The 234-nt window shown below is 41.0% G+C and carries 1 protein-coding gene; it reads right to left on the bottom strand.

Annotated elements, in window-relative coordinates; translation table 11 throughout:
- Window positions 1–234: transposase (locus tag LOK41_RS28885; protein WP_241819489.1), on the bottom strand; the 234-nt coding region annotated here is incomplete at both ends.

The raw sequence follows: 234 nt of genomic DNA on the forward strand, positions 1-234 counted from the left end.
CTATATGCCTGATCACTTCGTTTTCCTGGTTCAATTTCCACATCAGAAAATTCTCCACTCAACAAGTCATACTCTAGTTGAATTTTCACACCAGCTTTATGACTACATCCTCCAGCACCAGGATAAGTAGCTGCGAACCGATCTGGAACTTGGAAGGTTGTAGAATCAAGGATGCGAATCCGCTCAAAATAAGCAGAAAGAGAATGAGAAATCTTAGATACTCCTCCAATCTTG

This window comes from Bacillus sp. TL12 (assembly GCF_022625245.1).
Lineage (GTDB): Bacteria > Bacillota > Bacilli > Bacillales > Bacillaceae_G > Bacillus_A.